The sequence below is a fragment of the Parafrankia discariae genome, assembly GCF_000373365.1.
GTDB classification, from domain to species: Bacteria; Actinomycetota; Actinomycetes; order Frankiales; family Frankiaceae; genus Parafrankia; species Parafrankia discariae.
Window position 1 is genome coordinate 1 of sequence record NZ_KB891274.1, and the last position, 21,155, is coordinate 21,155.

16 protein-coding genes are annotated in these 21,155 nt (G+C 74.5%); 12 read left to right on the forward strand and 4 right to left on the reverse strand.

Features of this window, described 5'->3' with window-relative positions; translation table 11 throughout:
• Positions 1 to 633 (reverse strand): carbonic anhydrase (locus B056_RS0131745; protein WP_018505875.1); only part of this gene is annotated, 633 nt, incomplete at its 3' end.
• 566 nt (positions 634 to 1,199) lie between these two features.
• Between B056_RS0131745 and B056_RS0131750 the strand changes: the two genes are divergently transcribed.
• The 3 genes from B056_RS0131750 to B056_RS45590 all read left to right on the forward strand — a co-directional run bounded on the left by B056_RS0131750 (position 1,200) and on the right by B056_RS45590 (position 8,399).
• Positions 1,200 to 3,755, forward strand: coding sequence for an NHL domain-containing protein (locus B056_RS0131750; protein ID WP_018505876.1), 2,556 nt, complete (start codon positions 1,200 to 1,202; stop codon positions 3,753 to 3,755).
• Positions 3,756 to 3,834: 79 nt separating this feature from the next.
• Positions 3,835 to 6,135, forward strand: a complete 2,301-nt coding sequence (locus tag B056_RS0131755) for a protein kinase domain-containing protein (RefSeq protein WP_018505877.1) — start codon at positions 3,835 to 3,837, stop codon at positions 6,133 to 6,135.
• Entirely contained in the window at positions 6,060 to 8,399 is a 2,340-nt protein-coding gene (locus B056_RS45590; RefSeq protein ID WP_018505878.1) for a serine/threonine-protein kinase, read from the forward strand. The genes B056_RS0131755 and B056_RS45590 overlap by 76 nt, the downstream gene beginning before the upstream one ends.
• Before the next feature lie 7 nt (positions 8,400 to 8,406).
• Here B056_RS45590 and B056_RS0131765 read toward each other — a convergent pair whose 3' ends face one another.
• From B056_RS0131765 to B056_RS0131775, 3 genes are all read right to left on the reverse strand, one after another.
• Complete coding sequence (locus B056_RS0131765; RefSeq protein WP_018505879.1) at positions 8,407 to 9,195, reverse strand: Clp protease N-terminal domain-containing protein; 789 nt, start codon at positions 9,193 to 9,195, stop codon at positions 8,407 to 8,409.
• Between the two features lie 72 nt (positions 9,196 to 9,267).
• Entirely contained in the window at positions 9,268 to 10,149 is an 882-nt protein-coding gene (locus tag B056_RS0131770; protein ID WP_018505880.1) for an ABC transporter permease, read from the reverse strand.
• Positions 10,149 to 11,087, reverse strand: a complete 939-nt coding sequence (locus tag B056_RS0131775; protein WP_018505881.1) for a daunorubicin resistance protein DrrA family ABC transporter ATP-binding protein — start codon at positions 11,085 to 11,087, stop codon at positions 10,149 to 10,151. The genes B056_RS0131770 and B056_RS0131775 overlap by 1 nt, the downstream gene beginning before the upstream one ends.
• Positions 11,088 to 11,187: 100 nt before the next feature.
• On the opposite strand from B056_RS0131775, the gene B056_RS0131780 reads away from it, so the two are divergent.
• The 9 genes from B056_RS0131780 to B056_RS0131820 all read left to right on the forward strand — a co-directional run bounded on the left by B056_RS0131780 (position 11,188) and on the right by B056_RS0131820 (position 21,149).
• A complete protein-coding gene (locus B056_RS0131780) occupies positions 11,188 to 11,802 on the forward strand; it encodes a TetR/AcrR family transcriptional regulator (RefSeq protein ID WP_026240377.1) in 615 nt (204 codons plus the stop codon).
• Between the two features lie 71 nt (positions 11,803 to 11,873).
• Positions 11,874 to 13,475: a hypothetical protein gene (locus B056_RS0131785; protein WP_018505883.1), complete on the forward strand. Its 1,602-nt coding sequence runs from the start codon at positions 11,874 to 11,876 to the stop codon at positions 13,473 to 13,475.
• A 116-nt stretch (positions 13,476 to 13,591) separates the two neighbouring features.
• Complete coding sequence (locus tag B056_RS0131790) at positions 13,592 to 15,259, forward strand: CocE/NonD family hydrolase (RefSeq protein ID WP_018505884.1); 1,668 nt, start codon at positions 13,592 to 13,594, stop codon at positions 15,257 to 15,259.
• A 135-nt stretch (positions 15,260 to 15,394) separates the two neighbouring features.
• Positions 15,395 to 16,033 carry a TetR family transcriptional regulator gene (locus tag B056_RS0131795; protein WP_018505885.1) on the forward strand — a complete coding sequence of 213 codons (639 nt, stop codon included), beginning with the start codon at positions 15,395 to 15,397 and terminating at the stop codon, positions 16,031 to 16,033.
• 92 nt (positions 16,034 to 16,125) lie between these two features.
• Positions 16,126 to 16,956 (forward strand): TetR/AcrR family transcriptional regulator, encoded by an 831-nt coding sequence (locus tag B056_RS0131800; RefSeq protein WP_018505886.1) that lies wholly within the window; start codon positions 16,126 to 16,128, stop codon positions 16,954 to 16,956.
• Between the two features lie 444 nt (positions 16,957 to 17,400).
• Positions 17,401 to 18,309 (forward strand): ABC transporter permease, encoded by a 909-nt coding sequence (locus B056_RS0131805; RefSeq protein ID WP_018505887.1) that lies wholly within the window; start codon positions 17,401 to 17,403, stop codon positions 18,307 to 18,309.
• On the forward strand, positions 18,282 to 19,046 hold the full coding sequence (locus B056_RS0131810) for an ABC transporter ATP-binding protein (RefSeq protein ID WP_018505888.1): 765 nt from the start codon (positions 18,282 to 18,284) through the stop codon (positions 19,044 to 19,046). The genes B056_RS0131805 and B056_RS0131810 overlap by 28 nt, the downstream gene beginning before the upstream one ends.
• Positions 19,047 to 19,087: 41 nt before the next feature.
• A complete protein-coding gene (locus B056_RS0131815; protein ID WP_018505889.1) occupies positions 19,088 to 20,146 on the forward strand; it encodes an ABC transporter substrate-binding protein in 1,059 nt (352 codons plus the stop codon).
• Between the two features lie 67 nt (positions 20,147 to 20,213).
• Positions 20,214 to 21,149 (forward strand): TauD/TfdA dioxygenase family protein, encoded by a 936-nt coding sequence (locus B056_RS0131820; protein ID WP_018505890.1) that lies wholly within the window; start codon positions 20,214 to 20,216, stop codon positions 21,147 to 21,149.
• Positions 21,150 to 21,155: the final 6 nt, after the last annotated feature.

Below are 21,155 nucleotides of genomic sequence, written 5' to 3' on the forward strand. Positions count from 1 at the left end.
GGCTGCGGGTACCGGTCCGTGGCTGGTGACCACGCCGACGGTGCCCTCCGCGAGCCGGTACGACAGGCCGACCACGGCGCATCGTCCGGCGGCGACCTCGGCCGCGAGCAGGACCGACCGGCCGACCAGGCCGTCGACCGTCCGCCGGATGTGCGTGCGTACGAACGCGTCGATATCGGTGTGTCCGGCCGCCCGCGCCGAGAGCACGCTGGGCATGACCCGTTCGACCACGTCCCCGAGATAGCCCGCCGGGGCGGTCCCGTCGCGATCCGCCTCGGACGCCGCGGTGACGGCGCCGCACGAGTCGTGGCCGAGAACGACGACGAGGGGCGCGCCGAGCACGCTGACGCCGTACTCGATGCTGCCCAGCACCTCAGGCCCGGCGACGTGCCCGGCGGTCCTCACCACGAAGAGATCCCCCAACCCCCGGTCGAAGATGATCTCAGCTGCCAGCCGGGAATCGGAACATCCGAACAGCACGGCGAACGGATGCTGTCTGGGCGCCACCGCCGATCGACGGTCGGCGTCCTGGTTCGGGTGCAGCCGTTCACCGCGCACGAAGCGCGCGTTGCCTTCTCTCAGGGCCGCGAACGCCTCGGCGGGCGAGGAGACAGCGAGATCGGAATCGGGCACGCGCAGCAACCTACCTGGTCAGGCGCCTAATCGAGCCCGATTGCGGCAACGCGGCCGGCAACCGCCCAGGCCGGGCGCCCGCGAAGGCCCGTCGTCGGGGTATCTCCGCGTACCGGGGCGTCCCTATGCCCGGCCCCACGCCCGGTCCGCCCCTCGACCGCGGCCCGCCATCCCACACTCAAGATAGTCAACGAGGTTGACGGCCTGTCCCTTCGCTGATGATCTCCCTTCGACGTCAGGCTGCTCCGCGGTGTCGTCCGCGCCGGCGACGCGGACTCCGTCCGACTGATCCGTTGTCGGATAGACGTCAGCGGGTGCTCCGGCCCGCGGCACAGTGGTCGACCGCCTCAGGCGTCATTCATCGGGTCTTCGCAGGTCAGCGCCTCACCATGAGCTCGGGCGCCGCTCGTGCGCCCACCCGGGCGCACGGATCACTGCCGGATCAGGATCGATCGCGCTTTGCTAACATCCGGCACTCCAGGGGTGCCCGAAAGGGGCACGGGTGGCGATAGCGGGCGTGGCTCGCGCACCGTCCTTCTGCGGGACGGCGACCAGGAGGTCGGTCTGTGTCGGTCATCGACCGGGCTCGCGTGGCCGCGGTACTGCCCGGGTACGTGCTCGGCCGGGAGCTGGGCGCAGGGGCGTTCGGCCTGGTGATCGCCGGACGCCGGCTCCCACCCGCCACCGGCCTCGGAGTCGACGGCGCCCCGGCCGGCGGCGGCGCGACGGACGTAGCCGTCAAGATCCTCGATCTGGGGCTGGCCGGTGGGCCTGCCGCGGACGGCAGCGGCGGGCTGTCCGCGGCGACCTTCGTACTCGGTTCGGACCCTGCCTCCGCCGCGCCGCCGGACCGTGACCAGGACGCCCGGATCCTCACCCAGCTCGGCCATCCACACCTGTGCCAGATGATCGACATCGTGCCTGTCGACGGGCTGCGGCTGCTGGTGAGTGAGCTGCTGCCGGGCGGGACGCTGGTCCGCCAGAGCCTGACCCCGCCGGCGGCCTGCGCGGTGGTGCTCGCCGTCGCGGACGCGCTCATGCACGCCCACGCCGCCGGCGTCCTGCACCGCGACGTGAAACCCGCCAACATCCTGTTCACCGCGGCCGGCCGGCCGGCCCTCACCGACCTGGGCGTCGTCGGGCTCGTCGACGGAACACCGCTCACCGCCGGCAGGATCGTCGGGACGGCCCAGTACCTGGCGCCCGAGCAGGTGACCGGGGGCCGCCTGGGGCCCGCGACGGACGTCTACGCGCTGGCCGCGACCCTGTACGAGCTGCTCGCCGGGACGCCGCTGTTCGGCGCCGGCCTGACCGCTCCCGACCTGCTGCGCCATCACTGCGAGGTCGTCCCGGCCCCGCCGCCGGGCGTCCCGCCGCCGGTGGCGGCGGTGCTGGCCAGGGCATTGGCGAAGGCGCCGGGGGAGCGGCACCGCACCGCCGGGCAGTTCGCCATGGATCTCGCCGCCGCCGCGCGGCTGGGGTACGGCGGCGACTGGCTGGCACGGGCGGACGTCCCACTGGCGGTCAGTGACGGACTGCGCGAACAGGGGTCAGGACCCCACCCGGCGCTGGCCCCACCCGGCACCGCCGCTCCCGGTACCGGTCACCACACAGGGGCTGAGGACGATCCGGCGGACCGGACCACGAGGCTGGACCCGCCGCTGCCGCCGGTGACCTCCCTGCTCCTGGAACCCATGCCGACGGGTCCCCCCGATGCCTTCCCCCTGGCAGCGCCGGGCGGTCCGGCCGGTGGCGGCGCCGGGCCCGCCGGCCACATGCCCGGCGGCACCGGGGCCACCAGCGCCACCGAGACCGGCCCGGCCGCCGGGGGACCGCCGGCCCGCCCGGGCCGGGACGACCCCGCTGATCCCCATGGCCCCGGCGGGCCTGACGGACCCGAGGGGCCGGCCGGCCGGCGGGCGTCGCGGCGGCGGGTGTGGCTGGTCGGCGCCGCCGTCGCGGCGGTGCTGGCGGTCGTGGCCGCGCTGGTCGTCCCGCGGGTCACCGACGACGGTCCGGCGGTCCCCGGCGCCGCCGCGGCCAGCCCGCTGAGCGGGCCGGGGCCGGCGGCCTCCGCGCAGCGGCCCGGACCGCTGCCGCCACCACCGCGGTACCCGGTGGTCACGGTGGCCGGGACGGGCGAGGCGGCGTTCTCCGGCGACGGCGGCCCCGCCGGTTCGGCGGCCCTCAACGGCCCGTTCGGGATGGTCGCGGACTGGGCGGGCAACATCTACGTCGCCGACTTCGACAACAACCGGGTCCGGCGGATCACGGCGGACGGGACGATCACCACGGTCGCCGGGACCGGCGAGGCGGGCTTCTCCGGGGACGGCGGGCCGGCCACCCGGGCACAGCTGCGCCAGCCGGCGGCCGTCGCGCTCGACGCGGCCGGCAACATCCTGATCGCCGACACGTTCAACCAGCGGATCCGCCGTGTCGACCCGGCCGGGATCATCACGACGGTGGCGGGCAAGGACGACCGCGGGTTCGGCGGGGACGGTGTGCCGGCGACCGAGGCCACCCTCTGGTATCCCGGCGGGGTGGTGGCCGACCCGACCGGCAACATCTACATCGCCGACAGCGGCAACAACCGGATCCGCCGGGTCGGCACCGACGGAATCATCCAGACGGTGGCCGGCGGGGACGGCGAGGGCGCGTTCGGGGACGGCGGCCCGGCGGCCGACGCGCTGCTGGCGTTCCCGATCAGTGTGGCGATGGACCGTCCCGGCCGGCTCTACATCGCCGACTCCGGCAACAACCGGGTCCGCCGGATCGGGCTGGACGGGGTGATCGAGACCGTCGCCGGCACCGGCCTGCCCGGCTACTCCGGCGACGGCGGGCCGGCGACCCGCGCCACGCTGCGCTCCCCGCGCGGGGTCGCCGTCGACGCGCGCGGCACGATCTTCGTCACCGACCGCACCAACCGGCGGATCCGCCGCGTCGACCCGTCCGGGATCATCACCACCGTGGCGGGTACCGCCCACCCGGGCCGGGACGAGTCGGTCGACCCGGACGCGATGAGTCCCGACGGGCCGGTCGCGCTCGACCCCACCGGGGACGTGTTCGTCGCCGACCGGCGGCACAACCGGGTGCTCCACGTGACGCTGACCGGCCCCGGGTAGCGCCGCGCCCGAACGGACGACCAGAGCCAACGGACGACCAGACAGCCAGCAGAGGGCAGACCAGGACGGGAGGGGAGCCGTGCCAGTCGTCGACCGCGCCCGCGTCGCCGCCGCGCTCCCGGGCTACGGGATCGGCGGTGAGCTGGGGTCGGGTGCCTTCGGGCTCGTGCTCGCCGGCTACCACCAGGAGCTCGACCGGCGGGTCGCGGTCAAGGTGCTCGCCAGCGGCGCGGCGGAGGCGGCGGCCGACTTCCGCACCGAGGCCCGGCTGCTCAGCCGCCTCGACCACCCGCACATCGTGCGGACCTACGACTACGTCACCCGCGGCGACCTGTGCCTGCTGGTGATGGAGATGCTGCCCGGCGGGACGCTGACGCACCGGGTGATGCGCCCGGAGGCCGCCTGCGCGGTCGGTCTGGCCGTCGCCGACGCGCTCGCCCACGCGCACGCGCACGGGGTGCTGCACCGTGACATCAAACCGGCGAACATCCTGTTCACCGACGCCGGCCAGCCGAAGATCACCGACTTCGGGATCTCGAAGGTGTTCGAGGGGTCGGCGTCGACGGCGAGCCGGGTGGTGGGCACCCCCCGGTACATGGCCCCCGAGCAGATCACCGGCGACCGGCTGGGCCCGGCCACCGACCTGTACGCGCTCGGTGTCGTGCTCTACGAGCTGTTCACCGGGTCGTCGCTGGCGCCGCCGTCGCTGCCGCTGCCGGTGCTGCTGCGCCATCACACCGAGGTCGTGCCGCCCCCGCCGCCGGGAGTGCCGGCTCCGCTGGCGCAGGTGCTGATGCGCAGCCTGGCCAAGCGGCCCGAGGACCGCCATCCCAGCGCCCGGGCGTTCGCGTTCGACCTGGCCCGCGCGGCCACCGCCGTGTTCGGGCGGCACTGGCTCGACCGCGCCGGCATCCCGATCCACCTCGCCGAGGACGTCCGCCAGGTCACCACCCGCAGGTTCGGGCGGGCGCCGGGCGCCGAGGAGCACGGGTGGCCTGGCGGCGGCGGACCGGCCCGGAACGGCCGGCCCCGTGGCCGGCTGGGCGGGTGGCTGCCGGCCGGCCTGTTCGCCGGGGGCCGCGGCGCGCGGGTGCCGCTGGCGGTGACCGCGCTCGCCGTCGTCCTCGCGCTCGTCGCGGGCGGCGGCGCCGGCTGGGTGGTGTGGGGGCGGCCGGGACCGGCGCCCCCCGCCCCGCCGGCCCCACCGCCCGCGTGGCAGCCGGTGCTGGCCACGGGCACGATCACCACGGTGTTCGGCTCCGGCTCGGAGGGCTTCTCCGGCGACGGCGGGCCCGCCGCCCAGGCCGAGTTCGACACCCCGGACGACCTGACGGTCGACACCCCGCGCGGCTACGTCTACGTCGCCGACACCGACAACCACCGGATCCGCCGCATCGACCGGACCGGCACGATCACCACCGTCGCCGGCACCGGCACGGACGGCTTCGCCGGCGACGGCGGCCCGGCCACCGACGCGCAGCTCGACAGCCCGGACAGCGTCGCGGTGGCCCCCGACGGCACCCTCTACATCGCCGACACGCACAACCACCGGATCCGCCGCGTCGGCCTGGACGGGATCATCACCACGATCGCCGGCCAGGACGACTTCGGGTTCGCCGGCGAGGTGAGCGATGACGGCCTGCGGTTCTCCGGCGACGGCCTGCCGGCGGTGGACGCGAAACTGAACTACCCGAACACCGTCCTGATGGAGCCCGACGGGAGCCTGCTCGTCGCGGACGGGGAGAACAACCGGGTCCGCCGGATCGGCCTGGACGGGATCATCACCACGATCGCGGGCACCGGCGCGGAGGGCTTCGGCGGCGACGGCGGCCCGGCCACCTCCGCGCGCCTGAGCTACCCGAGCGCGCTGGCCCGCGGCCCCGACGGCAGCCTGTACGTCGCCGACCAGGACAACCACCGGGTCCGCCGCCTCGCCCCGGACGGGACGATCAGCACGTTCGCCGGGACCGGGACGATGGGCTTCTCCGGTGACGGCGGCCCGGCCGGCCAGGCCGAGCTCAACACGATCGGCGCCGACCTCGCCGTCGACGCGGCCGGCGTCGTCTACCTCTCCGACCCGGGCAACAGCCGGGTCCGGCGGATCGGCACCGACGGCGTCATCACCACGATCGCGGGCACCGGCACGTCGGAGTACTCGGGCAACGGCGGCCCGGCGACCGCCGCCGAGCTGGTGTACCCGGGTGGTCTCGCGCTCGACGACGTCGGGAACCTGTACATCGCCGACGGTGTCGACGGCCGGGTGCGCGCCCTGCGGCTGCCGCCGGGCAGCTGCGCCGCGGCGCCGTGCCCGACCCCCTCGGCCTCCCCGGGCTCGACGGCCTCGGCGCCCGCCCCGCCCGTCCCGGGCGCGGCGGCGTAGGGGCCGGCGTGCCCGCCGTCGACCGGGCCCGGATCGCCCGGGCGCTGCCCCGCTACACCCTCGGCGACCAGCTCGGCTCGGGCTCGTTCGGCCTGGTCATCGCCGGGCACCACCAGGACCTCGACCGCCCCGTCGCGATCAAGGTGCTGTCGGCGACGCTCGCGGCCGACTTCCGGGCCGAGGCGCGGCTGCTCAGCCGCCTGGACCACCCGCACATCGTCCGGATCCACGACTACGTCGCCCAGGACGACCTCTGCCTGCTGATCATGGAGCTGCTGGGTGGGGGCAGCCTCGCCCAGCACCGGCTGCGGGCCGAGGCGACCCTGGCCGTCGGGGTGGCCGTCGCCGACGCGCTGGCCCACGCGCACGCCCACGGGGTGGCGCACCGCGACATCAAGCCCGACAACATCCTGTTCACCGAGACGGGGCAGCCCAAGCTGACCGACTTCGGCATCGGCCGGCTGTTCGAGGGCGGGCCGGGGACGACGAGCGGGATCGTCGGCACCCCGAAGTACATGGCCCCCGAGCAGATCACCGGTGGGCCGGTCGGCCCGGCCGCGGATCTCTACGCGTTCGGCGCCGTCCTGTACGAGCTGGTCGCCGGCCGGCCGGTGTTCGACCCGGGGCTGTCCGTGCCGGAGCTGCTGCGCCACCAGTGCGAGGTCGACCCGCCGCCGCTGGCAGGGGTGCCGCCGACGGTGGCCGCCGTCGTCCTGCGGGCGCTGGCCAAGGTGCCCGCCGAGCGGCAGCGTGACGCCCGCGAGCTGGTCCGTGACCTGTCCGCGGCCGCGGCCGGGCTGTTCGGCCCGCAGTGGCGGGCCCGCAGCGGCCTGGTCGTCCGCCTCACCGAGTCCGTCGACGAGCCGACCGTCGGTGACGGCTCGGGCACGATCCGCCGGTTCAGTCCGCCGCCACGCGGGACGGGTCCGGGCGCGGGCGTCGCGAGTTCCGGGCTGGCCGGCCCCGCCGCCGCCGGGACGCCGGTCGTCGTCGCCCCGGCCGGGATTCCGGCCGGGGCGGGGCCGGACCCGGGGCCCGGCCCGGCCGGCGGGAGTGGCGCGGTCCCGGCCGGTACCACGACCGCCCCGGGACGGAACCTGTTCGAGGGCACCCCGTACGGGCGGCGCGGCCGGCTCTCCGGACGGCGGGCGGGCGCGGTCGCGCTCGTCGCGGCCGTCGCCGTCGCCGTGATCGCCGCCGCGGTGCTCGCGCTCGGTGGCGGTGGCGGTGGCCCGGCCGCGGACGGCCGGCCCGGCGGCCCGCCCACGCCGGCGCCCGCCCGGACTCCACCAGTCGTGACCCTGCAGCAGATCGCCGCCTGGGCCGTCGCGCCGTCCGGTGGCTTCTACGCGGTCGACTCCGCCGGCACCCGGCTGCTGCGCCTGGACCCGGCGGGGAAGGTGTCGCTCGTCGCGGGTACCGGTGTGCCGGGGTCGACGGGCGACGGGGGACCGGCGGCGCAGGCCCGCCTGCGTGGCGTGCGGGACGTCGCGGTCGACGGCGCCGGCAACATCTACCTCGCCGAGGACCGCGGCCCCCGGATCCGGCGGGTCGGCCGTGACGGGATGATCACGACGGTGGCCGGCGGCGGCTCGGCCCCCTACCGCGACGGCCTGCCGGCGACGAGCGTCGAGCTCAGCTTCGTCTCCGGTCCGATCGCCGCGGACCTGGACGGTCAGCTCTATCTCAGCGGCGCGGGCCGGATCTACCGGGTCGACCGCACCGGCGCCATCCGGCTGATCGCGCGGACCGGCAGCGCGGGCGGTGAGCCGGCGGCCTCGGACGAGGCGGGGGTGCCGGTCGTCGCGGCGGGCATCGGGGACGTCGAGGCGCGGGCCGGGCGGCTCTACGTCGCCGACTACGAGACCAACCGGATCCAGGTGCTCGAGCCGGACGGCACGGTGCGCACGCTGGCCGGCACGGGCCGGCAGGGCTTCAGCGGCGACGGCGGCCCGGGCCCTGCCGCCGACCTGAACCTGTCGATCGACCCGTCCACGCTCGCGCTCGACGCGGCGGGCGACCTGTACTTCCCGGAGACGCTCAACCACCGGGTCCGCCGGGTCGACACCCGGGGGATCATCACCACGGTCGCCGGCACCGGCGAGCTCGGCACCGACGGCAACGGCGGCCCCGCCCGCAACGCCAGGCTGTGGGGGCCCGAGCGGGTCGCGGTCGACGCCGCCGGCGTCCTCTACCTCGGCGAGAGCGGCGTCACCGTCCGCCGGGTGGGCCCCGACGGGATGATCACCGAGTTCCCGGGCTGAGCGCGGCTCAGGCCGGGTCGGCGCCGGTGCCCTGGTCTCCGGTGCCCTGGCCGGCGGTGGGCTCTCCGGCGGCGATCAGGGAGAGGACGTCGGCGAGGTAGGCCTCGGCCGCGGCCTTGCCGATGCCCAGCGCGGTGAGCGGGCCGGTGCCGTCCTCCAGCTCCAGCAGTGCCAGCAGGATGTGCTCGGTGCCGACGTAGTTGTGCCCGAGCCGCAGCGCCTCCCGGAAGGTGAGCTCGAGCACCTTCTTGGCCGGGGCGTCGAACGGGACGAGACTGGGAACGGCGTTCACCCGCGGGGGCAGGGTCGCGGTCACGGCCTGGCGGACCGCGTCGAGGGTGACCCCCTGGGCGGTGATGGCGGCCGGGCCGAGGCCCCGCGGGTCGGCGAGCAGGCCGAGGATCAGGTGCCCGGGGGTGATCTCGCGGTTCCCCGCTGCCAGGGCCTCGTTCTGGGCGGCGGCGACGCTGCTGCGGGCCCGCGGGGTGTACCGGCTGAACCCCTGCGACGGGTCGAGGCTGGCCGGCTCGCCGGGCCCCTTGGGCACGAAGCGCTTCTGCGCCGCCTGCTTCGTCACGCCCATGCTGGCGCCGATCTGGGTCCAGGAGGCACCGGAGCGGCGGGCCTGGTCGACGAAGTGGCCGATGAGGTGGTCGGCCACCTCGCCGAGGTGGTCGGCGGCCATGACGGCGTCGGTGAGCTGGTCGAGGGCGTCCGAGTGGACCTTCTTGATCGCCGCGATGAGGTCGTCGAGGCGGACCGGGTTGTTGAGGGTGACCGGGTTCGGGTTCGTCATGCCGTCAACTCTAGGTTGACGCTCCGCGTGGCGTCAACCATGAGTTGACGACAGATCCGGGCCGGGTCCGGGTCAGTCGGTGGTGCGGCGCCGGTAGAGGGCGACGGCCAGCGGCGCGCACACCGCGACGATCCCCATCGACCACAGCACGGCGGCGAGCACCGGATGTTGCATCGGCCAGGCGTCCGAGGCCGCGGACGGGTTCGGATTGCCGAACAGGTCCCGCGCGGCCGCCGTCACCGCGCTTACCGGGTTCCACTCGGCGATCGCCCGCACCGCGGCCGGCATGCCGGCGGTGGGCACCATCGCGTTGGAGACGAACGCCAGCGGGAACAGCAGCACCAGCCCGATCCCCTGCGCGCTCTCCGGCCCCTCGCTGACCATGCCCAGGCACGCCGTCGCCCAGGCCAGCGCGTAGGCGAACAACAGCGGGATCGCGAACGCCGCCACGAACCGGGCCGGCGAGGTGTGCGGCCGCCAGCCGATCGCCAGCCCGGTGAGCACGACGATCGACATGCACACCAGCGACGAGAGCAGATCGGACAGCGACCGGCCGACGAGGACGGCCGCCCGCCACATCGGCAGGGTGCGGAACCGGTCGACGGCCCCGCTGCCCAGATCCGTGCTCAGGCCGACCGCGGTGCCGATCGAGGCGGTCGTGAGGTTCAGCGAGATCAGCCCGGCGATCGCGAACTGCTTGTAGTCACCGCCCCCGACGGCCACGCCGCCACCGAGCACGTACACGAACAGCAGCGTGAACAGCACCGGCTGGATGGTCACGTCGGACAGCTGCAGCGGTTCCCGGGCGACGTGCACGAGGTTGCGGCGGGTCAGCACGACGACGTCGCGCACCGCCTGGCCGACCGAGCCGGACCGCGCGGGTGCCGCGGGCGCGACGGGTGTCATGGGGGCGACCGGGGTGGGGCCGCCGGTCGCGACGGTGAGCTGAGGCATCAGGACACTCCCTGGCCGGTGAGCGCGAAGAAGACGTCGTCGAGGGACGGGGCGTGCACGACGACGTCGTCGACGAGCGCGCCCACCCCGTCGAGGGCCCGGATCACCTCGGTCGCCACCCCGGAGCCGTTGCGCACTCCGGCCCGCAGCCGCCGCCCGTCCGCGTCGACGTCGACCCGGCCCTCGACCAGCGGCTCCAGCGCGGCGAGCGCGTCGTGGTGCGGGGCGCTCAGCGTGACCTCCAGGCGGTGCCCGCCGATCGCCGCCTTCAGCTCGCCGGCGGTACCCCGGGCGACGACCCGGCCGTGGTCGATCACCACGATGTGGTCGGCGAGCGCGTCGGCCTCCTCCAGGTACTGCGTGGTCAGCAGGATCGTCGTGCCGGCCGCGACGAGCTCGCGCACGACGTCCCACATCCGCGCCCGGCTCGTCGGGTCCAGCCCGGTGGTCGGCTCGTCGAGGAACAGCACGGCCGGGTCGGCGACGAGGCTGGCGGCGAGGTCCAGGCGCCGGCGCATCCCACCCGAGTAGCCCTTCACCACCCGGTCGGCGGCACCGGTCAGCTCGAACCGCTCCAGCAGCCCGTCGGCGCGGGTGGCGGACGCCGCCCGGCGCAGGCCGCTGAGCTCGGCGACCATCCGCAGGTTCTGCCGGCCGGTCAGCGCCTCGTCGACGGTGGCGTCCTGGGCGGTCACGCCGATGCGCCGGCGGACCTCGCCGGCCTGGGCGACCACGTCGTAGCCGGCGACGCGGGCGTGACCGGCGTCCGGTCGGGCCAGCGTCGTCAGGATCCGCACGGCGGTGCTCTTGCCCGCCCCGTTCGGGCCGAGGACACCGAGGACCGTTCCCGCGGGGACGCTCAGGTCGACCCCGGCCAGTGCCTGGGTGTCGCCGTAGCGTTTCGCGAGGTCCGTCGCCTCGATCATGATCTGGTCCATGCGGCCTCCGCCGTGTGCGTGTTTACCTGTTGACAGGTAAGTAAGCTTACCTGTCGCAAGGTAAGCAACATCGCGCGGGGTCGTCAAGTAGGTTGAGATCATGCCCAGACCGTCCATGCCCGCCGAGGGGGAGAAGAGCACCCGGGAACGGATCCTCGACGTGGCCCTGGAGCTGTTCAGCACCGCCGGGTACGAAGCGGTGTCGCTGCGCGAGATCGCGGAGCGGATGAACTTCACGAAAGCCGCGCTCTATTACCACTTCTCCAGCAAGGACGACATCCTGCTCGCGCTGCACCTGCGCCTGCACGATCTCGGCCGGGCGGGCTTCGACGACCTGGAGGCGGACCTGGCCCGCCCCGAGCGCTGGCCACAGCTGCTCGACCTCGTCGTCAACACCATGCTGGCGAACCGGTCGCTGTTCCTGTTCCACATCCGCAACCACAGCGCGCTCGAGCGGCTGCACAGCCACAGCCACGACCCCGGCCACGCCGACCTGCAGGAACGGTTCCAGCGGATCCTCACCGACGAGAGCGTCCCGGTGGAGCTGCGGGTGCGGCTGATGTGCGCGCTCGGCGCGATCGCCGGCGGGTTCGTGCTCGGCGGGGAGGTGTTCGCCGACGTCCCGGACGCCGACCTCGGCCGGATGCTGCGTGCCGCCGTCGGTGACCTGATGTCCCCGGCCGCCGCCCTCGCGCAGCCGACCCGCACCTCCTGACCGGACCCCGCCACGCCGTGCGGTAGTCGATAGGTCACTGCCGGCGATGGTCGCTGTCATGATCCGGGGCCATGACGGCTCGGGACGGGCGGCAGCCGGCGAGCCGGCGGGAATTCCTCGACACGACGCTGCGGCTGGCTGCCTCCGGCGGGCTCGCCGCGGTCACCGGCGCCGGGGCCGCCGGCTGCGACGGCCCGGTGACCGGTCCGAGCGGTCCGGGCGGCCCGCCACGGGCCACCGCCACACCCCGGCCCTTCGCCACCGGCTCGCCGGGCCCGATCACCGCCACCGATCTGGTGGACGTCGACACGCTCTGGGGCTGGGTCGAGCGGATGACCGCCGTGGGGCCGCGGTTCACCGGCTCCGCGGCGCACCGGCGCCACATCGACGACCTCGAGCGCCAGTTGCGTGACTACGGCCTCGAGGTGACCCGCCATCCGACCCCGCTGGCCCGGTGGCTGGCCCGGTCCTGGTCGCTGCGGATCACCGACGCCACCGGCGCCACCCGGTCGGTGCCCGTCGCCTGCTACCGGCCGTACTCGGGGGAGACCGGTCCGGCCGGCGTCGAGGGCCCGCTGCGCGACCTGGGCGACCTGAGCACCCCGCATGCTCTGAGCGGCCAGGTCGCGGAGTCACCGGCCGGAGCGATCGTGCTGGTCGACGCCCCGGTGGCCCGCCTGCGCGCCTCGGTGCTCGCCGACCTGGCGTACGAGGTGTACCCGCCGGGGGCCCGCGCCGAGTTCGCGGCGGAGGACTACTCCCGGGTCTGGCTCGGGGTCCCGCCGGCACCGGACCTGGCCGCCGCCCGCGCCGACGGCGCCGTCGGCATGATCGAGATCTCCGACATGTCGCCCGCGCTCGCCGCCGGGCAGTACACCCCGCACCAGCAGGAGCACGCCGGCCTCCCGGCGCTGCGGGTCGACCGGGAGCAGGGCGCCGTCCTGCGGGGCCTGCTCGCCCGCGGCCCCGTGCGCGCCACCCTCGTCCTGGAGGCGGACCGCGACGACACCACCGTGGACTACCTGCTGGCCCGGCTGCCCGGAGCCGGTCCGCGCCGGGACCCGCGATCCGTGCTCGTCGCCACCCACACCGACGGGCAGAACGCCGTCGAGGAGAACGGCGGGCCGGCGCTGCTCGCGCTCGCCGAGTACTTCAGCCGCTTCCCGGCCGCCACCCGTCCCCGCGACCTGCTGTTCATGTTCTCCCCGAGCCACATGACCGCCGAGACGGCGACGGTGAAGCCGGACGAGTGGCTGCGCGCGCATCCCGAGATCACGGCCGGGGTCGACATGGCACTGGTCGCCGAGCACCTGGGCGCCATGGCCTGGGACGACGACGGCGGCACCGGCCCCTACCGGGCCACCGGCCGCACCGAGCCGGTCGCCGTCGCGGTGGGCAACAGCGAGCCGCTGCGCCGGCTGGCCACCGACGAGGTCCGCCGCGACGACCTGGCCCGCACCGGCATCCAGAAGCCGTTCCAGGACGGCCTCTACGGCGAGGGGACCTTCGCCCACCGCCTCGGCCTGCCCACCATCGCCATGATCACCGGGCCGGCCTACCTGCTGCAGGTCACCCCGGGAGACAACCTCGACAAGCTCGACCGGGACCTGCTGCACCGCCACACGCTCTTCCTGGCCCGGCTGCTCGCCCGCATGACCGGACTGCCCCGGTGAACCCGCCCGCCGGCTTCGGGCTGGCCGCCCGGGAATTCGGTGCGCGGGATTCAGGACATTCGTGACCTTTCCCAAATTGTATGGCAGCATCTGCCATCTGATTGGGAAGGAGCCTCATGGCCAGGTGTGAGCCACCGTTCATCCGCCGCTTCGCTCCGGTCGCCGCTCTGGCGGTCGCCGCCGCTTTGTCCGCCTCGGCTTTGTCCGCCTCGGCCGGGATCGCCGCCCCGGCGACATCCCCGCCCACGTCCGTCGTAGCCCGGCCTTTATCGGCCGGCACCCAGGCCTGGTGGAACTACGACCGTCCGGCCACATACCAGACCATCTCCACCGAGACCACGGTTCCGACCCGGGACGGCACCCCGCTGAGCTGCACCCTGGTCCGGCCGGCGACCGACGGCGCGCCGGCCGCGGGAACCTTTCCCGGCCTGGTCGTCGAGTTCACCCCGTACGCGGTATTACGCACGACCTATGTCGCCAGTGAGGCCACCTATTTCGCGACCCACGGCTACAACGCCCTGGTCTGCAACCTGCGGGGTACCGGCGGATCGGGGGGCACCTGGCAGAACGCCATGTCGTCCCAGGACGGCAAGGACGCCCGCGACCTGGTCGAATGGCTGGCCGTCCAGCCCTACTCGAACGGCCGGATCGGAATGACCGGCGAGAGCTACGGCGGTGACACGACCTACGCCGCCGCCATCAACCGGCCGCCGCACCTGGTCGCCATCGCCCCGCTGCAGTCCCCGGCCGACCTCTACCGTGACGTCATCTACCCGGGTGGCATCAAGTCCACCGAGGGCGGCACCATCGACAACTGGCCCGACACCGCCCAGCTGATCAGCGGTGGGGCGATCAACGCCGCGGCCGAGTACGCGGCCAACCGCGCCCACCCCACCTACGACAGCTACTGGCAGTCGCGGACCTTCGTCGGCCACTACGACGAGATCAACGTCCCGATCTTCGCCATGGGTGGCTGGGTCGACCAGTACTTCCGCTCCGGCCAGCTCACCAACATCGAGGGAGCTCTAGGCCGCACGTGGGCCGTCTACGGTCAGTGGCCGCACCGGGCCCCGCTGCAGTACCCGAACTGCCCGGGGTTGTGCAACCCCGAAGGACTGTCCCCGGGGATCACGCTCGCCTGGTTCGACCACTGGGTGATGCGGCTTCCCGGCGTCCCGATCCCCCCGCGGCCGACCCTGGTCAGCTACGCCGGCGCCAGCCCCGCCACGAACTCCTCGGGATGGCGTGAGATCGTCGGCTACCGGCCGACCGGCACCACCACACGAGCGTTCGCCCTCAACGCGGACGGCTCGCTCGGCGCGGCCGGCCCGACCCTCGGAACCAGGACGTTCCACCAGCCGCAGGACCCGTCGACCGCCGGGGGGTCCGTCCTGTTCCAGACCGGCCCGCTCACCACGCCGACGGCGCTGTTCGGCCGCCCGACGCTCACACTGCGGGCGAGATTGTCCGGCCCGGACGCCAACCTCTACGCCGAACTGCTCGACGTCGGACCTGACGGTACCGAGACGCTGGTCAACAACGGTTTCCTCCGGGCCAGCCACCGGATCTCGAGCGTCGTTCCGACCCCGGTGCCGACCGGGGTACCCGTTACCCTCACCGTGTCGATCCGGCCCGACGACTGGCAGTTCGGGGCCGGCCACCGCATCGCCGTGCGGGTCTCCGGCGGCGTCCCGACGATGCTCACCCAGAACCCGACTCCGGTCGACGTCACCATCGCCACCGGTGTCGGCGGCTCCACCCTGACCCTCCCGACCGTCGCCTGACTCTGATCAGGATCAGGGCCGCGCTGACCCGGCCCTGATCCTGACCCGGCCCCGAGCCCGCGGGGGCCTGCCCGGCGCCTAGCCTGATGCTGGACGGTCCGATCCACCGTCATGGGCGCGCGGGCGGGAGGGCGAGTGGCCGGGGACGGCACGAAGCGGCCGTACCGGACGTCGCCGAGTGTGCGACAGGCCCGGGCCGACCGGCTGGAAGCCGCGGCCCGGGCCGTCGAGTCGGCGGCGCTCCGGCTGTTCGAACTCCGCGGGTTCGACGGGGTGACGGTCGACGACATCGCGGGCGCCGCGGGGATCTCCGTCCGCACCTTCTACCGCTACTTCCCGGCCAAGGACGACGTTCTGCGGGCCGTCGTCCGGCGCCGGGCCCAGGCCGTCGCGACCGCCCTGACCGCCCGGCCACCGGACGAGGCGCCGATGCGTTCGGTCCGCCGGGCCGTCCAGGACGTCGTCGCCGCCGAGGACCCGACCCAGGTCGCCCGGTGGGTCCGGGTGGTGGAGGCCAGCCTGTACGCCACCCGGGTGATGCTCGGGGTGAGCATCCTGGAGTTCAACGGCGTCCTCGCCGAGTTCCTCGGCGCGCGGCTGGGCCGGGCACCCGACGACCTGGAGCCGGCGATGCTCGCGGTCGCCGCGGGTGGGATCATCATCGCCGCGCAGACCCGCTGGTACCTGCTCGGCGGCGACCTGGCGGCGACGATCGGCGATGCCCTCACCGTCATCGACACCGTCGTCCCGGGCCGGCCCGGCGCGACGGGATGAGGCCGGCGTCCCCGCTCGGCGCGGCGTGAGCCGCCGTGGCGGACGTTTCGCCTCGCACCTGGTCGAACCCGCGCGCCGCTACTGTTGGACGGGTGGATGACCGGCAGCCGCGACCGCGCGCCGCGGGCGGGGAGACCGGGCCCGGCCCGGCGCCCGGCCCGCTGTGGGAGAACCCGCCGGCACCGCCGCGACCTGGGCTGACCCGGGCGGCGATCGTCGGCGCCGCGATCGACATCGCCGACCGCGAGGGGCTCGACGCGGTCTCCATCCGCCGGGTCGCGGCCGTGCTCGGCGCCCGGCCGATGAGCCTCTACACGCACGTCCCGAGCAAGGACGACCTGCTCGACCTCATGACCGACCGGGTGGCGGGGGAGGCGGTCCTGGCCGGGCCGCTGCCGGTGGACTGGCGCGCCGCGATGACGGCCATCGCCGCCCGCGGCCGGGAGGTGGGCCTGCGCCATCCGTGGATGCTGCGGTCCGTCGTAAACCGCGGCCACATCGGCCCGAACGCCGTGCGGCACATCGAGCAGTCGTTCGAGGCCCTCACCGGCCTGCGGGTGCCGACCAGCCGCAAGATCGAGATTCTGCGGGCGGTGGACACGTTCGTGGTCGGTCACATCCTCGGCGAGGTCTCCGCGCGCAAGCGCGCGGGCCGGCACCTGTGCGCCGACGGCCCCGCCGCTGGTGGCCCCGCCGCCGACGGATCGGCCGCCGGCGGGCCGGCCGCCGATCCGCGCTGGCAGGCCGTCGTCGAGCATCTGCACCGGCTCGCGGCGAGCGGGCGGCACCCCGCGCTCGCCGAGGTGCTGACCGAACCGCTCATCCTCTCGGGCGAGGACGCGGACCGGGCGTTCGCGCAGGGCCTGGACTGGCTGCTGTCCGGCATCGCCGACACCCTGCCACCGAACGCCACGGCGGCCTGATCCGGCCTTTCGTCGATCGTGCCGGCGCGACCGTCGACCGCGCCTTCCTCACTTGTCTTCTTTGCTTTATCCACTGGTTTGGTAGACATGGTTCCGGGCTGCCGGTACCGTCCCTGACATGAGCGGTCAGGCGGTCCTGGTCGACCGCCCGCACGTCGACTACGGGCGGGTAGCCAGCGCCCTCTGTCCGCGCTGCCGCTGAGCCTGCCGCCCACTCCGCGCACGTCTCCGCCCGCCCCCGTGGCCCCGCTCCTCCAAAGTTCGCCGCCGCGCACTCGATGATCCGACGGTCCCGGAGTCGCGGGTTCCCGGTCGCGCCAGGCCATCGGCGACCCGCCCGGCCCACGGGCCAGGCCTCCCGCTGACGCCGGTTCCCGGCCGGGTGACGGCGCGGCCCCGGGCTCGGGCCACATCACAGCACCAGCGCAGCAACGGAAGGCTGACATGTCACCACCCGACGCGTCGGACCTGCTTGTCGAGGCGGCGGACCCGCCGGCCGTCGACCCACCGGGCACGGACCCGCCGGGGGAGACGGCCCGGCCCGGGCCCGCCGTCGAGAGGCTGTCCGGGGCCGGCCTGCGGCGGCGGCGCGGCCTGCCCCGGCCGGTCCGCCGGCTGTTCGGCCCGATCCTGCTGGTGGCGGTCTGGCAGGTCGGCTCGGTCGTCGGTTACCTGCCCGCGGACACGATCGCGGCTCCGAGCACGGTGGCCGGCACCGGCTGGGACATGATCGTCGATGGTTCGCTGCCGGAGGCGCTGGCGGTCTCGTTGCGCCGGGTCGGCTACGGCCTGTTCCTCGGCGGGCTCGCGGGGCTGGTGCTCGGCCTGCTCTCCGGCCTGTTCCGGCTCGGTGAGGACCTCATCGACGCGCCCATGCAGATGCTGCGCACCGTTCCGTTCCTCGGCCTCATCCCGCTGCTCATCATCTGGTTCGGGATCGGCGAGGCCCCGAAGATCGCGCTGGTGACGCTGGCGGTCGCCTTCCCGCTCTACCTCAACACCTACGCGGCCATCCGGGACGTCGACGAACGCCTGGTGGAGGCCGCCGGCACCCTGGGGCTCAACCGCTGGCGGCTGGTCTGGCACGTCGTGCTGCCGGGGTCGCTGCCGGGCATGCTGGTCGGCCTGCGCTACGCCCTCGGCTTCTCCTGGCTGGCCCTGGTCATCGGCGAGCAGGTGAACGCCGACCAGGGCATCGGCTACCTGATGATGAACGCCCGCGAGTTCCTGCAGACCGACGTGATCGTGGTCTGTCTCGTCGTGTACAGCCTGCTCGGGCTGCTGACCGACGTGATCGTCCGCCTGCTGGAGAAAGGGGCGCTGTCATGGCGGCGCGGATTCTCGGGCCAGTGAACGGACACACCGCCGACGCGCACGCCCGGGGTGGCGCCGTCACGGTCCGGGGCCTGCGCCGGGTGTTCCCCGACCCGGCCGGTGGAACGCGGGCCGTCCTCGACGGGCTCGACCTGACGGTGGCCCCCGGTGAGTTCGTCGCGCTGCTCGGTCGCAGCGGCTGCGGCAAGAGCACCCTGCTGCGGATCCTGGCCGGCCTCGACCGCGAGGTCGAGGGCGACGTGATCGTCCCGACCAGACGCTCCGTCGCCTTCCAGGAGCCACGCCTGCTGCCGTGGAAGAAGGTGTGGCGCAACGTCGCGCTCGGCCTGACCGGACCCGACGTGCGCCCCCGGTCGCTGGCCGCGCTCGCCGAAGTGGGCCTCGAGCACCGGACCGACGCCTGGCCGCTGACGCTGTCGGGTGGGGAGGCGCAGCGGGCCGCGCTGGCCCGCGCCCTGGTGCGCTCGCCGGACCTGCTGCTGCTCGACGAGCCCTGCGCCTCCCTGGACGCGCTCACCCGGCTGCGGACGCAGGCGCTGATCGCGGACCTCTGGCGGCGGCACGGCCCGGCCGTCGTGCTGGTCACCCATGACGTGGAGGAGGCCCTGCTGCTGGCCGACCGGGTCCTCGTGCTGGCCGACGGCGGGATCGCCCAGGACGTCCCGGTCCTGGTCGACCGGCCGCGCCGGCTCGACGACCCCGAGGTCGGACGGCTGCGCACCCGACTGCTCACCCTGCTGGGGGTCCCGGTGTGAGCCGGGACCGGCGCCCACCCGAAACCGAAGGAGAACCACCCGTGTCCACCCTCGTCCGCCGCCGCCCGTGGTGGGTCGCCGTCCCACTGGCCGCCGCGCTCGCGCTGGGCGCCGCCTGCTCGTCGAACGACGACACCGCCACCCCGGACGCCGCGGCGGGCCCCGTCGACCTGTCGACGGTCACGCTCAAGGTGGGTGACCAGAAGGCCGGCACCAAGGCGCTGCTCGGCGCCGCCGGCCTGCTGGACGATGTTCCTTACACGATCGAGTGGAGTTCGTTCACCTCCGGGCCGCCGCTGCTCGAGGCGCTGGCCGCCGACGCCATCGACCTCGGTGGTGTCGGCGAGACCCCACCGATCTTCGCGGCGGCCTCGGGCGCGGAGCTGACCCTGGTGTCGGCCTACGAGGGTGACCCGGCCGGGGCGGCGATCGTGGTCAAGGACGCCTCGTCGATCAGGACCGTCGCGGACCTGCGGGGCAGGAAGGTGGCCGTCGCCAAGGGCTCGTCGGGGAACTACCACCTGCTCGCCGCGTTGGACAAGGCCGGGCTGACCTTCGACGACATCGACCCGGCCTACCTCCAACCGCCGGACGCGCTGGCGGCGTTCAACAACGGCAGCGTGGACGCGTGGGCGATCTGGGACCCCTACACCGCCATCGCCGAGCAGAATCTCGGCGCCCGGATACTGGTGAACGGCGAGGGTGGCCTCAGCACCGGGCTGACCTTCCTGGCCGCCCGCCCGGAGGCGGTGGCCGACCCCGGCCGGCACGCCGCGATCGCGGACTTCCTGGCCCGACTGCGCCGGGCCTACACCTGGACGACCGAGAACCCGGACGCGTGGGCGCGGGCGTGGGCCACCGAGACCGGCCTGACGACCCAGATCGCGACGCTGGTGCTGGGCCGGGAGAACCGGGCCTGGATCCCGCTCGACGACGACGTCGCCAAGCGGCTGCAGGTGGTGGCGGACGCCTTCACCGAGGCCGACCTGATCCCCCGCGAGGTGGTGGTGGCCGACCTCGTCACCGACCAGTTCAACGACGCGGTCCAGGCCTCGGCCCCGCCGGCGCCGGCCAGTCCCACAGCGCCGGCCGCCTCATGACCGGTGTCCCGCGCGCCGCCGCCCCCGATCTCGTCGGTCGTAACTCCTCCCGGAAGGAAGCCGCACCATGACCAGTCCGGCCGTTGTCGACCTCGACGTCACCCCGCTGACCCTCCGCATCGGTGCCCGCGTCGACGGCGTCCGCCTGTCCGGCGATCTCGACGCCGCGACCGTGGCGGCCCTGCGCCAGGCGTTGCTCAGGCACAAGGTGCTGTTCTTCCGCGGGCAGCACCACCTGGACCCCGACAGCCAGATCGCCTTCGCCCGCACGCTGGGGGAACTCACGCTGGCGCACCCGACCCAGGCGTCGCTCGCCGGCTACCCGCTCATCCACGAGCTGGACGCGTCCAAGGGGGGCCGGGCGGGCGCCTGGCACACCGACGTCACGTTCGTGGTCAACCCGCCGGCGATCTCGGTGCTGCGCGGCGTGGAGATCCCGGCGACCGGCGGCGACACGGTCTGGGGCAACACCGCCACCGCGCTGAGCGACCTCCCGCTCGAACTCCAGACGCTCGCCGAGAGCCTGCGGGTCTTCCACACCAACCAGCACGACTACGGCCTGCGCCGCCAGGACCTCGAAGGGCTGCCGGAGGAGTTCATCGCCAGATTCGAGGAGTTCCGCTCCATCGAGTTCGAGGCGGAGCACCCGGTGGTCCGGGTGCACCCCGAGACCGGTGAGCGGGCCCTGGTGCTGGGCGGCTTCGTCAAGCAGCTCAAGGGCGTCTCGCAGAGTCAGTCGGAGCTGCTGCTGAACATTTTCGCCGAGGTCGTCAGCCGGCCCGAGAACCAGGTCCGCTGGCACTGGAACACCGGCGACGTCGCGATCTGGGACAACCGGGCGACCCAGCACTACGCCGTCAACGACTACACGACCGAGCCGCGGATCGTGCACCGGGTGACGGTGGCGGGCGACCTCCCGGTCGGCACCGACGGCCGCCCGAGTGTCGTCCGGGCCGGTGACGCGTCGAGCTACTCGCCGATCGCCCCGGTCTGGGTTCGATAGTCGTTG

Excerpts from the sequence above, each read along its gene's own strand:
- B056_RS0131770 (WP_018505880.1), bottom strand. The coding sequence starts at position 10,149 with ATGCCTCAGCTCACCGTCGCGACCGGCGGCCCCACCCCGGTCGCCCCC.
- B056_RS0131810 (WP_018505888.1), top strand. The coding sequence starts at position 18,282 with ATGGCGGCGCGGATTCTCGGGCCAGTGAACGGACACACCGCCGACGCG.
- B056_RS0131775 (WP_018505881.1), bottom strand. The coding sequence starts at position 11,087 with ATGGACCAGATCATGATCGAGGCGACGGACCTCGCGAAACGCTACGGC.
- B056_RS0131805 (WP_018505887.1), top strand. The coding sequence starts at position 17,401 with ATGTCACCACCCGACGCGTCGGACCTGCTTGTCGAGGCGGCGGACCCG.
- B056_RS0131765 (WP_018505879.1), bottom strand. The coding sequence starts at position 9,195 with ATGACGAACCCGAACCCGGTCACCCTCAACAACCCGGTCCGCCTCGAC.
- B056_RS0131785 (WP_018505883.1), top strand. The coding sequence starts at position 11,874 with ATGACGGCTCGGGACGGGCGGCAGCCGGCGAGCCGGCGGGAATTCCTC.
- B056_RS0131790 (WP_018505884.1), top strand. The coding sequence starts at position 13,592 with ATGGCCAGGTGTGAGCCACCGTTCATCCGCCGCTTCGCTCCGGTCGCC.
- B056_RS0131780 (WP_026240377.1), top strand. The coding sequence starts at position 11,188 with ATGCCCAGACCGTCCATGCCCGCCGAGGGGGAGAAGAGCACCCGGGAA.
- B056_RS0131820 (WP_018505890.1), top strand. The coding sequence starts at position 20,214 with ATGACCAGTCCGGCCGTTGTCGACCTCGACGTCACCCCGCTGACCCTC.